This is a genomic window from Rhodococcus sp. BUPNP1, from assembly GCF_002215235.1.
GTDB lineage: Bacteria > Actinomycetota > Actinomycetes > Mycobacteriales > Mycobacteriaceae > Rhodococcus.
Window position 1 is genome coordinate 112840 of sequence record NZ_NERM01000002.1, and the last position, 13083, is coordinate 125922.

Here is a 13083-nt window from a genome sequence, read left to right on the forward strand (position 1 = left end):
CAAACCTACCCGGGCGGGGTGTGTGCTGTCACACAGACGTGGGGTCGGCCCCCGCCTCGTGCTCGTGCTCGCCGCCCTTGCGCTCGGGACCGGCCTCGACGATCCGCTGGGCGACCTCGGCGAGGGGGACGTTGCTGTCCTGCGAGAGCCTGCGCAGCAGTTCGAACGCTGCGACGGCGTCGATGCCGAAACGTTCCATGATCATGCCCTTGGCCTGCCCGATGATGTCGCGGGTCGCGAGGGCGGACGCGAACTGCCCCTGGGTGCGCGCCGCACTCATCGCCATCGCCGCGTGGGCGGCCAGGACCTCGGCGGTCGCCTCCGCGAGCGGATCGAACGCATCGGCCCGGGAGGAGAACATGTTCAGCGCACCCATGCTCTCCTGATCGAGATACAGCTGGAACGACAACGTGCTGAGCACGTTCGCCTCCACCGCGGCCTTCGCGAAACGCGGCCAGCGCGTCTCCTTCCGCAGATCGTCGGAGCGCACCACGAGACACTTCGCGCTCGCATCGAGGCACGGCCCCTCACCGAACTGCTCCTGGATGTCGTCGAGGTGTTCGGCGAGTTCACAGGTCGCGGCGAGGGAGCGGAACTGCTTGCGGCCGGTCACGATGAGAATGTCGGCGCAATCGGCCCCCTCCACCAGTTCGACCGCGGCCGCCGTCACGCCGCGCAGCGTCTCGTCGAGATCCGTCGGGTGGTAGAAACCGCGAGCGAGCTGCGCCATACGGCGCCCCAGATCGCCCGCTTCCGACGAACGCGTCATGGTCCATCCCTTCTCCGCGGAATTCATCATCCGACGGATCCGACGACCGGATTGCCGGATTACGCGATTTCTACACAGCCGCCCCCTCGCCGGAACACGACCTCTTCAGTTCTACCCTCGATAGGCTGGACTGGTGGATCCGCCGGTGACCCGGTATCTGCCCCGCGACGGTCACAACCTGGCCTACGGGGTGATCGGAACAGGTCCCACCGACGTCGTGTGGTTCTTCGAGGTCCAGATGCATCTGGACCTGTTGTGGACCGATCCGTACATGCACTCGCTCTTCGAACGCCTCGCCACCTACTCGCGGGCCGTCTACTTCCAGCGTCGCGGTTTCGGGTTGTCCGACCCCGTCGACCACGTGCCCACGATCGAACAGCAGGCCGAGGACGTCCTCGCCGTCATGGACGCCGAGCAGATCCGGCACGCCACCCTCGTCGGGATCCACAGCACGTGCGGCCCGCAGGTGCTCGTCGCGGCGACGGCCCCCGAACGTGTCAATGCGTTGATGCTGATCGCGCCGTACTGCGAACCGCTGCTCGACTACGACCGGCCACCGCACGGGTGGACCGAATCCGAGATCGCCGAGTTCGTCGCATTGTGGCGCGACGCCGTGCGGCACTGGGGCGAGGGACGCACCGTGCCGTTGACCGATGGCCACGTCGACAGTCCCTACAACCGCCGGTTGATGGCCATGCTCGAGCGGTGCTCCGCGTCGCCGAGCACGATGAGCGCGCACCTCGAGGCGAGCCTGCGGATCGACTATTCGCACGCTCTCGGCTCTGTGCAGTGCCCGACGAAGGTGGTGCTGGTCGCCGGGGGTTCGATACCGGTGGGTCCGGCGAGACATCTGGCCGATCTGGTGCCCCACGGTGAGCTCGTGATCACCCGGCCGTCACCGCGCGGCGCCGCGCTCGGCGAAGCGTGGTCGCAGGTCCAGACGATGGTCGAGGAACTCGTCCGCGGGTCCGTCCCGCCCGTCGACGCCGGTCGACGTTTCGCGGCGACCCTGTTCACCGACATCGTGGGGTCGACCAAGCTCCTCGCACGCATCGGCGACACCTCCTACCGGGCCCTGCTCGCGCGTCACGAACGCGACGTGCGGTTCGCCGTGACCGAAGCGGGCGGGCAGCTCGTGAGCACCGTCGGGGACGGCACCTTCAGTCTGTTCGACGGACCCGTGGCCGCCGTGCAGTGCGCGGCGCGGATCGTCGCGGAGGCCCGCCGCCTCGGATTCGAGGTGCGTGCCGGGGTGCACGCCGGCACCGTCGAGCCGACCGGGACGGATGTCACCGGTCTGACCGTGCACGTGGGGGCACGTATCGGCGCCGCGGCCGGTCCCGGCGAGGTGCTCGTCTCGAGCCACGTGCGCGAGCTGGCCGGCGGATCGGGACTGCAGTTCGCCGACCGGGGCTCGCACCGGCTCGCCGGCGTGCCGGGCAAGGTCCACCTGTTCGCCCTGACCGGCGGGCAGCCGTCCCTGCAGGCGCCGCGGAAACGGGTCTCGCTCAATCCCTTCGACCGCGCCGTTCTCCGGGCGGCGCGCCGCACGCCGCAGGTACTGCGTTCGGCTGCCGCACACGCGAACGCCCGGCAGCGGCGACGCTCGGACGGTTGAACACGAACGGTTGAACACGGACGGCTGAACACGAACATCGGCGATCGTTCGGCCCGACCGCGCTCACCGGATCACGACCGCGCTCACCGGATCGACGCCCTCGCACCCCGGCCATATGGTCTGCGTCACATCGGATCGCGGAACGGTTCGCGGCAACGCGACCGGAGGGGAGCGTGTACATGTGTGATGTTCTGGGACGGCTGCACACGGCCGGAGTGTCCCGACGAAAGTTGTTGGCCAGTTTCGCCGTCGGCGCGACGGCCGTGGCGGCCACCGCATGCAGTCCCGGTGCCGACATCGCTGTGGCGGCGCCGTCGTCCGATCGCCGGTTCGCGCCGGAACCGTATCGGGGACAGCGGACACGCCTGGTCCTGCTCGGCACCTCGGGCGGTCCTCCCTACTGGCCCGGGAGCGAACGTGAAGGCATCTCCTCCGCCGTCGTGGTCGGAGACCGGTACTACCTCGTCGACGCCGGTCACGGTGTCATGCGACGCCTACGCGGGGCCGAACTCGGACCCAACTTCGACACCGACCTCGACGGACCCCTCGACGCGCTGGGCGGCATCTTCCTGACGCACCTGCATTCCGATCACGTCGTCGACCTCAACAACATCCTCACCGAGGGGATCTACAACGGACTGCAGCACGTGGAGAAGATCCCCGTCTACGGCCCCGGCAATCGCGGAGTGCTTCCACCCCTGTTCGGGGAGGGCCCCGCACCGGAACCCGTGGCACCGGGCAATCCCACACCGGGCACCCGGGAGATGACCGACCTGCTCGTCCAGGCATTCGCCACCGACTTCAACGACCGCCTGTTCGACAACCGCAAGCCCGCCCCCGACGCCCTGTGGGAGGCCTTCGACGTTCCGGTACCGGCGCAGTATCTGGCCGATCCGAACGGCAACCCCTGTCCCGATATGGAACCGTTCACCTTCTTCGAGGACGACCGCGTCCGGGTGTCCGCGACCCTGGTCGACCACGCTCCCGTCTTTCCCGCTCTCGCCTACCGTTTCGACAGCGACGACGGGTCGATCGTCTTCTCCGGGGACACCGGCCCCACCCCCAATCTGGTGAAGCTCGCACGGGGAGCAGATGTTCTGATGCACGAGGTGATCGACCCCGCCTGGCCCGAATCGTTGTTCCCCGAACCCCGCACGGATGCCCAGGAAGGGCTCTACCAGCACCTCGTCCAATCGCACACTCTCATCGAGGATCTCGGCCCGATCGCCCAGGAAGCCGGCGTGGGAACCCTGGTGCTCTCGCACATGGTCCCGGGCAATCGACCCGATTCCACCTGGGAAGGATGCGGCGCCGGATTCGACGGGCGCCTGGTCATCGGCCACGACCTCGACGTGGTCGGCGTCGGAACTCCTGCCTGATCCGGCCCTCTATCCACCCGTGTAGAACGCGCTCGTCCGCTCGGCGGCGGCGCGTGCCTGTTCGGGGTCCTCGCCCGCGGCGATGTCGGCCTCGCACCAGGCCGCGCTGCTGTCGCGGACGAACTGCAGACCTTCCTCGGACATCGACCAGGTCTCGAACTCCTTCGGATCCACCGCCTCCCCCGATTCGATGTGCAGGCCGAGTCCGAGAAGTGCCTGATCCCAACCGATTCCGACCGCACCGGGTCCGTACTGCTCCCAGTGCTCGTCGGGGCGGGCGATGTGTGTCAGCTCCAGGCGCGCACGGTCTCCCGGTTCGGGCAGGACCGATACCTCGATCCAGCTCACCTGGCCTGCGAATTCCCAGGTGGCCGTGAACGTCCGGGGCGGTTCGCAGGTGAGGACCTCGCCACCGGCGTTGCCCTGGAGTTGGTACCGGCCACCGACCTCGAGGTCGCCCTCGACGGGCAGGAACCAGCGGGGGATGCGCCGGGGGTCGGTGCACGCCTCCCACAGGTCCTCGGCGCTCGTGCGGTAGCTGCGCGAGATCGTGACGACCTTGGCCTCGTGGCCCTCGACGGTGCGACGACCGACCGTGCGGCGACTCGTCTCGTTGCTCGTGATCACGTTCTTCATGAGGATTTCCTTCTCTCGTCGGAAGCAGGGAGCGCGGGCGGGACGGCGTCGCGGCTCCGCCGCTCACGCTTGCCGCGCGCGATCTCGGTCTCCAGCGCGTCCAGAGCCGCGAAGACCGGGGGATGCAGACCCGCGAGCCAGTCCTCGAGTTCGACGAGGACCGCGGGATCGAGTTCGTAGTAGCGGCGGGTGCCGTCCTTGTGGACGACGGCGAACCGCTGGTCGCGCAGGATCTTGAGATGTTGCGAGACCGCCGGCTGGGAGATCGAGAACTCCCGGCCGATCGCCGCGACGATCTCGCCGGCCGCCTGCGGACCGCCCGCGAGCAGTTCGAGGATGCGGCGGCGAACCGGATCTGCGAGGACCTCGAACCCGTGCATGGCCCCACTATATAAGTTCCTACTTATATTAGCCAGAAGGACGGTTCCGCTACCTAGACTTCGAGTATGACGACAACGACGCGCGTCTCCGAGGAAAAGGTCGACCGAGCGGTCATCGACAAGCGGGCCCCCTCGGTCGCCCGCCTGTTGATCGATCGAGTGGCCGCCACACCCGACGCCGAGGCCTTCCGCTTCCCCGACGGGAAGGACGGCTGGACGTCGGTCACCTGGGAACAGACCGGCGATCGGGTACGCCTGCTCGCGGCCGGCCTGATCTCCCTGGGTATCGAGCCCGAGGACCGCGTGGCCCTCGCGTCGTCCACCCGCTACGAATGGGTGCTCGGCGACCTCGCCGTCATGTGCGCGGGCGCCGCGACCACCACCGTCTACCCCACCACCCACGCCGACGACGTCGCGTTCATCGTCGCCGACTCCGGCAGCCGGATCGTCATCGCCGAAGACGCCGGTCAGGTCGAGAAGCTCGTGGGCCACCGCGGTGATCTACCCGACGTGGCGAAGGTCGTGGTCCTCGACGGCACCGGCGACGGCGACTGGGTCATCACCTTCGACGAGCTCGCCGAACTGGGCCGCGGCCTGCTCGCCGAGGACTCCGGAGCAGTGCTGAACCGGATCCACAGCATCAGGGCCGAGCACTTGGCGACCCTCATCTACACGTCGGGCACCACCGGTAAGCCCAAGGGCGTACGCCTGCCGCACTCGGCGTGGACCTACGAGGCCGCCGCCATCGACGCGCTGCACATGCTCACCTCCGGCGACCTGCAGTATCTGTGGCTGCCGCTGTCCCACGTCTTCGGCAAGGTGCTGCTCACCCTCCCCCTGCAGATCGGCTTCCCCACCGCAGTGGACGGACGCGTCGACAAGATCGTCGAGAACCTCGCGGTCGTCCGCCCGACCTTCATGGGTGCGGCCCCGCGCATCTTCGAGAAGGCCCACGCGCGTGTCGAGGGAATGATGGAGGAGGAAGGCGGCGCCAAGAAGAAGATCTTCGACTGGGCCGTGGGCGTGGGCCGGAACGTGTCGAAGGCGAAGCAGGCCGGCAGGTCGCCCGGACTGCTCGACAAGCTGCAGCACGGCCTCGCCGACAAGCTGGTCTTCTCCACCGTCCGCGAACGCTTCGGCGGCCGTCTGCGGTTCTTCATCTCCGGTTCGGCGGCGCTCAATCCCGAGGTCGGCGAATGGTTCGACGCCGTCGGCATCCCCGTCCTCGAGGGATACGGCCTCACCGAGACCTCCGCCGCGACGTTCGTCAACCGTCCCTACGCCAACCGCATCGGCACGGTGGGCTGGCCCGTCCCCGGCACGGAGGTCCGCATCGCAGAGGACGGCGAGGTGCTCGTCCGGGGCCCCGGTGTGATGACCGGCTACCACAACCGGCCCGACGCGACCGCCGAGTCGCTCTCCGACGACGGATGGTTCCACACCGGCGACATCGGCAGCCTCGACGACGACGGCTACCTGCGCATCACCGACCGCAAGAAGGACATGTTCAAGACGTCGCAGGGCAAGTACGTCGCCCCGTCGTCGCTGGCAGCGACCTTCAAGGGCATGTGCCCGTATGCCTCGGAGATCGTCGTCTACGGCGAGGGCAAGCCCTACTGCGTGGCGTTGGTGGCGCTCGACCCGGAGTCCATCGGCGAGTGGGCGAACAAGAACGGCGTGAGCGGGTCGTTCGAGGACATCGCGCGGCACGAGAAGACCCACGGACTGGTCTCCGGATACATCGACGAGCTGAACCTGCAGCTCAACCGGTGGGAGCAGATCAAGAAGTTCACGATCATCGAGCGCGAACTGTCGGTCGAGTCGGGCGACCTGACGCCGAGCATGAAGCTGCGCAGGAAGGTCGTCGTCGACAACTTCGCCGACAGGCTGGCAGGCCTCTACGAAGGGTGACGGCCTATCCTGGGTTCCATGATGAGTAGTGCACGACCGAATTTCCTGCAGCGGATCGGCTACATGTTCGGTCGCGCGCTACCGCCCGAGATGCGCGAGTGGGTACGCGAGGACGTCCTCGGGCCCGGCGGAGCACGTCGCTACCTGCTGCGATGGAACCTGCCGATCATCCCGCTGCTCCTGCTGTTCCTGTTCATCCCGGGGCCGGTGTGGATCCCGATCGCGATGATGCTGTTGCTGCTGCTGCCGTGGATCTACTTCTCGGTGGCGTTGATGCCTATCTGGCAACGGCACCGGCTCCAGCAGCACGGCCTCGATCCGGAACTGCTCAGCGCGAAGGCACGCGCCCGCGCCGCGCGCGAACGTGAGGACTACGAGCGCCGTTTCGGCCGCGCGTCCTGACCGGACCTCCCACCGTGCGGGGAACCGCGCCCGCTTATCCTCGCACCATGAGTGACGCCCCTGCCTTCACAGCCACCGCAGACCTCGCCGACGAGATCGGCCCGGACATCCGCAGCTGCGACACGCAGTTCATCCAGTTCGGCGGCCGCACCGAGTTCGTCGGCCCCATCACCACCATCCGCTGCTTCCAGGACAACCTGCTCGTCAAGCAGACCCTCTCCGAGCCGGGCAACGGCGGCGTGCTCGTCGTCGACGGCGGCGGCAGCATCCACACCGCGCTCGTCGGCGACATCATCGCCGGTCGCGGTGTCGACAACGGCTGGGCCGGGGTCATCGTCAACGGCGCGGTCCGCGACTCCGCGATCCTGCGCACGCTCGACATCGGCATCAAGGCCCTCGGCACCAACCCGCGCAAGAGCACCCAGACCGGCTCCGGCGAGAAGAACGTGCCCGTCGAGATCGGCGGCGTGACGTTCAATCCGGGCGAGATCGTCTACAGCGACTCCGACGGCGTCGTCGTCCGCGCCGAGAACTGATCGGCCGAGCGCGCGGGTCGACCCTCTATTCGTGCGCGACCCGCGCGCTCGCCCCGGCGATCTCCACCACGTCGCCCACCTTCAGCTGACGGCCGCGACGCACCTCCACCTCACCGTTGACCGACACCAGCCCGTCGGCGATCACTTCCTTGGCCTCCGCACCCGACTCGATGAGGCTTGCGAGCTTGAGGAACTGACCGAGCCGGATCGACTCGTCACGGATCGGTACATCGAATGCGTCGGACATGGCACCCATTGTCCCCGACACTGGATCCATGGCCCGCCCCAGCATCATCTGGTTCCGTCGTGATCTCCGACTGAACGATCTGCCCACCCTGCTCTCCGCCACCGAGGCCGCCGACGACGTCCTCGCCCTGTTCGTCCTCGACGACGCACTGCTCCGCCCGTCCGGGGCCCGCCGGCGCGACTTCCTCATGGGATGCCTGCGAGCCCTCGACCGGGATCTCGGCGGGCGCCTGCTCGTCGTCGAGGGAGACCCGGTGAAATTGGTGCCGCAGGTCGCCGCCGAATTCGATGCGACCGCGGTCCACATCAGCTCCGACCACGGCCCCTACGGCACGCGACGCGACCGGGCGGTCGCCGAGGCACTCGGCGACGTCCCGTTGGTGGCCACCGGTTCCCCCTACGCCGTCACGCCGGGCCGCGTGACGAAACCCGACGGCTCTGCATACAAGGTGTTCTCGGCCTTCCGTCGCGCCTGGAACGACCACGGATGGCACTCCCCCGCGGCGACCGGCCCGGACACCGCCGACTGGGTGGACCCGAGCGGCTGCTCCGCTCGCGTGCCGATTCCCGAGGCGGGCGACGAACCCGTACCGCCCGCCGGCGAGGCGGCCGCGCTGGAGCGGTGGCGCGAGTTCCTCGACGACGGTCTCGAGCGGTACGCCACCGACCGCGACCGGCCGGCCTTCGACGGCACGAGCGGCCTGTCGCCCTACCTGAAGTTCGGCTGCATCCATCCGCGGACCCTGCTGCACGACATGAGGAACCGGTCGGACGAGGGTGCCGTCACCTTCCGCAGCGAACTGGCGTGGCGCGACTTCTACGCCGACGTCCTGTTCCAGCGGCCCGAGACCGCCCGGACCAACTACAACAGCGACTTCGACGCCATCACCTACGATTCCGGACCCGATGCCGATGCCCTGTTCGCTGCGTGGTGCGAGGGCCGGACAGGATTCCCGATCGTCGACGCCGGGATGCGGCAGCTCCTCGCCGAGGGTGTCATGCACAACCGGGTGCGGATGATCGTCGCGTCGTTCCTGACGAAGGACCTGCACCTGCCGTGGTGGCGCGGGGCACGGCATTTCATGAAGCATCTGGTGGACGGCGATCTGGCGTCCAACCAACACAATTGGCAGTGGACGGCGGGCAGCGGCACCGACGCCGCTCCCTACTTCCGGGTGTTCAATCCGACCCGGCAGGGTGAGAAGTTCGATCCGACGGGTGAATACGTGCGCAGGTGGGTACCCGAACTGCGGAGCATCGACGGCGCTCGTGTGCACAGCCTGCCCGACGGCCCTCCGGACGGATATCCGGAACCGGTCGTCGATCACGCACACGAACGTCGCGTCGCTCTGGACAGATACGAGCGGATTCGCTCGGCCCGATGAAAAAGACGGCGAAACGACCCATCCGGTCGTGGCGGTGCTCCGAACAACTTCTGGACGGACAACGTGTTCGCCGTACACCCAACGAAAGGACACCGCAGTGCGCGCTCTCGTCGAGGCAGCTTTCATGGCCATCCACACCCCGCTCGTCGATGCATACACCTTCCTGATCAGCGTCCTTCCTGCTTGAGTGGATACGGCGCCGGAGTTCGCTCCGGCGCCGTCACCACCGGGTGAGCACTCTGCAAACGGAGGTAGGGCATGGGCATCGAATTCTCGAGCGTCGTCGACGCACCGCGTGACGAAGTGTTCGACTGGCACTCCCGTCCCGGCGCCATCCTCCGTCTGATCCCGCCCTGGCAACCGATGAGCGTCGTCGCCGAGGCCGACTCCCTCGAATCCGGTACCGCCGTCCTCGGTCTCCCCGGCGGACTGCGCTGGATCTCCCGGCACAGACCCGACGATTACGAGCCACCAGCACGTTTCGTCGACGAACTCTCACACGACGGCCTGTGGTCGCGCCCCGCCACCGTCATCGGCTCGTGGCGCCACGAACACCGCTTCGACGTCGTCGACGAATTCCGCACCCGCGTCACCGATCGCGTCGACACACCGGTACCGGGTCGTTTCCTCACCCAGACCTTCCGTTACCGGCACCGTCAGCTCGCCGACGATCTCGCGAGCCACCGCTGGTCGCACGCGCAGGGCATCCGGCCCGCGACGGTCGCGGTGACCGGATCGAGCGGGCTCGTGGGCACCGCCCTGACAGCCTTCCTGTCCACGGGTGGCTACCAGGTCGTCCGCCTGGTGCGCCGGGAACCGCGACGGTCCGACGAACGTCGCTGGGACCCGCAGGATCCGGCGCCCGATCTGCTCGAAGGTGTCGACGCCGTCGTCCATCTCGCGGGCGAGTCGATCGCGGGACGGTTCACCGACTCCCACAAGGCCGCGATCCGCGACAGCCGCATCGAACCGACACGCCGACTCGCCGAACTCGCCGCGAGGACACCCAACGGTCCCGCGACCTTCGTCTCCGCATCCGCGATCGGTCTCTACGGCTACGACCGGGGAGACACGCCACTCGACGAGAACGCATCGCGTGGAACGGGTTTCCTCGCCGACGTCGTCGCCGACTGGGAGGCCGCAGCGTATCCCGCGGAGAAGAAGGGCCTGCGGGTCGTGCACGTACGCACCGGCATCGTCCAGACACCCCGTGGTGGAACGCTGCAGTTGATGCGACCGCTGTTCGCGAGCGGACTCGGAGGCCGGCTCGGCGACGGCCGACAGTGGTTCTCCTGGATCGACATCGACGACCTCCTCGAGGTCTACCACCGCGCCCTCACCGATCCCGGGCTGGCCGGGCCGGTGAACGCCGTTGCACCGCAACCGGTGCGCAACGAGGAGTACACCCGGGTCCTGGCGTCGGTGCTGCACCGTCCCGCGCTGCTGCCCGTCCCCGGTTTCGGCCCCCGTCTGTTGCTCGGCGACGAGGGTGCGCGGGAGGTCGCCCAGGCCGATCAGTTCGTCGTCCCGAAGGCGCTGATCGACGTCGGGCACCGGTTCCGGCGTCCCGATCTCGAAGCGTCGCTGCGCCACCAACTCGGCCACATCCTGGAGGAGCCGTGAGCGGAAAGCGTGTCCTGGTCACCGGAGCGACCGGCTACATCGGTGGCCGGCTCGCTCCGCGCCTGCTCGAGGCGGGTTACCGGGTACGGGTGCTCGCGCGCAGCCCCGACAAACTGCGCGACGTGCCGTGGGCCGGCGACGTCGAGATCGTCCGCGGCGACCTCGACGACGCCGAATCGCTGCGCGAGGCGTGCCGCGACATCGACGTCGTGTACTACCTGGTGCATTCGATGGGTGGCCGCGACGAGTTCGTCGACGCGGAGAAGCGAGCGGCGCAGAACGTCGCCGACGCGGCACGCGACAACGGCGTCTCCCGCATCGTGTACCTCGGTGGGTTGCACCCGGAGTCGGGTGATCTCTCACCGCACCTGTATTCACGTGCCCAGGTCGGACGCATCCTCATGGATTCCGGTGTGCCGACGCTCGTGTTGCAGGCCGGCGTCGTGATCGGTTCGGGTTCGGCGTCGTTCGAGATGATCCGGCACCTGAGCAACCGGCTCCCGGTCATGACGACCCCGCGCTGGGTGAACAACCGGATCCAGCCCATCGCGGTGCGCGACGTCCTGCACTATCTGCTCGCCGCCGCCGATGCACCCCTCCCCCGCAGCGGCACCTACGACATCGGTGGGCCCGACGTGCTGCGGTACGGCGAGATGATGCAGCAGTACTCGGAGGTCGCCGGTCTGACGAAACGCCGGATCCTCGTCCTGCCCGTCCTCACCCCGAAGCTCGCCGGCCTGTGGATCGGTCTGGTCACACCGATCCCTCCGCCCCTCGGTCGCGCGCTCCTCGAATCGCTGTCGACCGACGCGGTGATGCGCAACCACGACATCGACTCGATCATCCCCCCACCGGAATCCGGCCTCACCGGCTACCGCGACGCCGTCCGGCTCGCCCTCGGCCGTATCGAACGGGGAGAGGTCGAGACGACGTGGACGAACGCGTCCCCGGTCGGCGCACCCGCCGATCCGCTTCCGTCCGACCCGGACTGGGCCGGTGAGGTCGTCTTCACCGACGAACGGTCGCTCGAGTCGGATTCGTCTCCGGAGAAGGTGTTCGCCGTCGTCGAGAGCATCGGTGGCGAGAACGGGTGGTACTCCTTCCCGTTGGCATGGACCATCCGGGGCTGGCTCGACCGCTTCGTCGGCGGTGTCGGTCTCGACCGGGGTCGCCGCGACCCGAAGACCCTGCACACCGGCGATGCCCTGGACTTCTGGCGCGTCGAACTGATCGAACGCCCGACGCTGCTGCGTCTGCGCGCGGAGATGCGGGCACCCGGCGGAGCGTGGCTCGAGTGGCGGGTCGAACCGCTGGAGTCGGGGCGGTCGCGCGTGCACCAGCGGGCGATCTTCTTCCCACGTGGAGTCGCCGGCCGTCTCTACTGGTACGTGCTGGTTCCCTTCCACGGCATCATCTTCCGGGGAATGCTCGAGAACATCGCAGGCACCGCCGGCCGCTAGAGCGATCCGCTACGTTCTTCGCCATCCGCCGCAGCAATTTGCCGTAGCGGATGGCGAATTCGTGAGCGGATAGTGCAGAGACAGCGAATCGGGGTGGTGTGCGGATCTTCCTCGGGATCCGCACACCACCCCGGTCGCCCCGAGAGCTACACGGTGCAGAGCGGTCTGATGTCCTGCAGTCCCTCGGTGGTGGGCGAGGTGAGCATCAGGCACGAGTTGTACCCGCTCGCCTCGACGACGTTCCGGATCTCGCGCCACGCGTCGTCACCGACGACGGGTGAACGCGACAGCACGAATCCGGAGATGCGCGTCGGGTCACCGACGAATGCCCACGAGTAATCGTCCGCGAGGTACGTGACGATGTAGTTGCTCGGTCCGTCGAGCGAATCCTGGAACGGCACCCCCGGGAACGACACGTGCAGTGCGGCAGTGTCGTTCACACGGGCGTTCCCGATGATCCCGCGACGATCACCGGTGAACGTGGTGCACGAGTTCTCCACGCGCACGTTGCGTTCGTCGAGCAGCGTGTAGAACGCCGTCGTGTCGCGAGCGCAGTCGATGTTGTAGGGAGCCGGATTGGCGGCGAGCTGATACCACTGCCCCACATACCGGTTCACGTCGAGCTGGGGAACCGGGGTGAGCGGCGCTGCGGCGGCGGGCGTGGCGAACAGGAGCGCGCCTGCGGCGGCGCCGATCGCCGCCGCAAGCCCCCGAACGCCGTGTCGGGACCAACGCATG

The 13083-nt window shown here is 68.1% G+C and carries 13 protein-coding genes; 8 read left to right on the forward strand and 5 right to left on the reverse strand.

Going from position 1 to position 13083, the window contains the following annotated elements; translation table 11 throughout:
* Nucleotides 1-28: 28 nt before the first annotated feature.
* Entirely contained in the window at nt 29-769 is a 741-nt protein-coding gene (locus B9C99_RS02385; protein ID WP_088896976.1) for a GAF and ANTAR domain-containing protein, read from the reverse strand.
* 133 nt (nt 770-902) lie between these two features.
* Between B9C99_RS02385 and B9C99_RS02390 the strand changes: the two genes are divergently transcribed.
* Together B9C99_RS02390 and B9C99_RS02395 are read left to right on the forward strand one after the other, a co-directional pair.
* Nucleotides 903-2387, forward strand: a complete 1485-nt coding sequence (locus B9C99_RS02390; RefSeq protein ID WP_016695384.1) for an adenylate/guanylate cyclase domain-containing protein — start codon at nt 903-905, stop codon at nt 2385-2387.
* Nucleotides 2388-2620: 233 nt separating this feature from the next.
* A complete protein-coding gene (locus B9C99_RS02395) occupies nt 2621-3766 on the forward strand; it encodes an MBL fold metallo-hydrolase (protein ID WP_016695383.1) in 1146 nt (381 codons plus the stop codon).
* Nucleotides 3767-3775: 9 nt separating this feature from the next.
* On the opposite strand, the gene B9C99_RS02400 is transcribed toward B9C99_RS02395, so the two are convergent.
* Both B9C99_RS02400 and B9C99_RS02405 read right to left on the reverse strand, forming a co-directional pair.
* Nucleotides 3776-4402 carry an SRPBCC family protein gene (locus tag B9C99_RS02400; RefSeq protein ID WP_016695040.1) on the reverse strand — a complete coding sequence of 209 codons (627 nt, stop codon included), beginning with the start codon at nt 4400-4402 and terminating at the stop codon, nt 3776-3778.
* The gene (locus B9C99_RS02405; RefSeq protein WP_016695037.1) at nt 4399-4782 is read right to left on the reverse strand and encodes a helix-turn-helix transcriptional regulator; all 384 of its coding nucleotides are present in this window, start codon (nt 4780-4782) and stop codon (nt 4399-4401) included. Before B9C99_RS02405 ends, B9C99_RS02400 begins: the two co-directional genes overlap by 4 nt.
* 66 nt (nt 4783-4848) lie before the next feature.
* Between B9C99_RS02405 and B9C99_RS02410 the strand changes: the two genes are divergently transcribed.
* Genes B9C99_RS02410 through rraA form a run of 3 tightly spaced genes read left to right on the forward strand, consistent with a single transcriptional unit; the run spans nt 4849 to nt 7631 of the window.
* Entirely contained in the window at nt 4849-6693 is a 1845-nt protein-coding gene (locus B9C99_RS02410) for a long-chain fatty acid--CoA ligase (RefSeq protein WP_088896862.1), read from the forward strand.
* Between the two features lie 18 nt (nt 6694-6711).
* Nucleotides 6712-7095, forward strand: a complete 384-nt coding sequence (locus B9C99_RS02415; protein WP_059382037.1) for a DUF5313 family protein — start codon at nt 6712-6714, stop codon at nt 7093-7095.
* Nucleotides 7096-7142: 47 nt separating this feature from the next.
* Entirely contained in the window at nt 7143-7631 is a 489-nt protein-coding gene (gene rraA, locus B9C99_RS02420) for a ribonuclease E activity regulator RraA (RefSeq protein WP_016695034.1), read from the forward strand.
* Nucleotides 7632-7656: 25 nt separating this feature from the next.
* On the opposite strand, the gene B9C99_RS02425 is transcribed toward rraA, so the two are convergent.
* A complete protein-coding gene (locus B9C99_RS02425) occupies nt 7657-7878 on the reverse strand; it encodes an RNA-binding S4 domain-containing protein (RefSeq protein WP_006553353.1) in 222 nt (73 codons plus the stop codon).
* Between the two features lie 28 nt (nt 7879-7906).
* On the opposite strand from B9C99_RS02425, the gene B9C99_RS02430 reads away from it, so the two are divergent.
* The 3 genes from B9C99_RS02430 to B9C99_RS02440 all read left to right on the forward strand — a co-directional run bounded on the left by B9C99_RS02430 (nt 7907) and on the right by B9C99_RS02440 (nt 12345).
* Entirely contained in the window at nt 7907-9262 is a 1356-nt protein-coding gene (locus B9C99_RS02430) for a deoxyribodipyrimidine photo-lyase (RefSeq protein ID WP_088896863.1), read from the forward strand.
* Nucleotides 9263-9520: 258 nt separating this feature from the next.
* A complete protein-coding gene (locus B9C99_RS02435) occupies nt 9521-10885 on the forward strand; it encodes a TIGR01777 family oxidoreductase (RefSeq protein WP_088896864.1) in 1365 nt (454 codons plus the stop codon).
* Nucleotides 10882-12345 carry an SDR family oxidoreductase gene (locus tag B9C99_RS02440; RefSeq protein WP_016695028.1) on the forward strand — a complete coding sequence of 488 codons (1464 nt, stop codon included), beginning with the start codon at nt 10882-10884 and terminating at the stop codon, nt 12343-12345. Before B9C99_RS02435 ends, B9C99_RS02440 begins: the two co-directional genes overlap by 4 nt.
* Before the next feature lie 146 nt (nt 12346-12491).
* Here the strand turns inward: B9C99_RS02440 and B9C99_RS02445 are convergent, their stop codons facing one another.
* On the reverse strand, nt 12492-13082 hold the full coding sequence (locus B9C99_RS02445; protein ID WP_088896865.1) for a lipocalin family protein: 591 nt from the start codon (nt 13080-13082) through the stop codon (nt 12492-12494).
* Nucleotide 13083 lies beyond the last annotated feature (1 nt).